1 rRNA gene is annotated in these 1,034 nt (G+C 52.2%); it reads right to left on the bottom strand.

What is annotated here, in order from left to right:
* Window positions 1-1,034 (bottom strand): 23S ribosomal RNA (locus LPW39_RS23300); the annotation flags it as partial.

Below are 1,034 nucleotides of genomic sequence, written 5' to 3'. Positions count from 1 at the left end.
TTCCACACCCAACCTATCAACGTCCTGGTCTAGAACGACTCTTCAGGGGGGTCAAGCCCCCGGCAGATCTCATCTTGGAACGAGTTTCCCGCTTAGATGCTTTCAGCGGTTATCTCTTCCACACATAGCTACTCGGCAATGCCACTGGCGTGACAACCGATACACCAGAGGTGTGTCCACTCCGGTCCTCTCGTACTAGGAGCAGGCTTCCTCAAATCTGCAGCGCCCACGGAAGATAGGGACCAAACTGTCTCACGACGTTTTAAACCCAGCTCACGTACCTCTTTAAATGGCGAACAGCCATACCCTTGGGACCGACTACAGCCCCAGGATGAGATGAGCCGACATCGAGGTGCCAAACACCGCCGTCGATATGAACTCTTGGGCGGTATCAGCCTGTTATCCCCAGAGTACCTTTTATCCGTTGAGCGATGGCCCTTCCATACAGAACCACCGGATCACTATGTCCTGCTTTCGCATCTGCTCGACTTGTCAGTCTCGCAGTTAAGCACGCTTATGCCATTGCACTATCGTCACGATGTCCGACCGTAACTAGCGTACCTTCGAACTCCTCCGTTACGCTTTGGGAGGAGACCGCCCCAGTCAAACTGCCTACCATGCACTGTCCCCGATCCAGATCATGGACCAAGGTTAGAACCTCAAACACACCAGGGTGGTATTTCAACGTTGGCTCCATGAGAACTAGCATCCTCACTTCAAAGCCTCCCACCTATCCTACACAGATCTGTTCAAAGTCCAATACAAAGCTACAGTAAAGGTTCATGGGGTCTTTCCGTCTTTCCGCGGGGAGATTGCATCATCACAAACATTTCAACTTCGCTGAGTCTCAGGAGGAGACAGTGTGGCCATCGTTACGCCATTCGTGCAGGTCGGAACTTACCCGACAAGGAATTTCGCTACCTTAGGACCGTTATAGTTACGGCCGCCGTTTACTGGGACTTCAATCAAGAGCTTGCACCCCATCATTTAATCTTCCAGCACCGGGCAGGCGTCACACCCTATACGTCCACTTT

This window comes from Comamonas koreensis, from assembly GCF_021026195.1.
Lineage (GTDB): Bacteria > Pseudomonadota > Gammaproteobacteria > Burkholderiales > Burkholderiaceae_C > Comamonas > Comamonas koreensis.
This window is presented reverse-complemented; position numbering and strand designations above follow the sequence as displayed.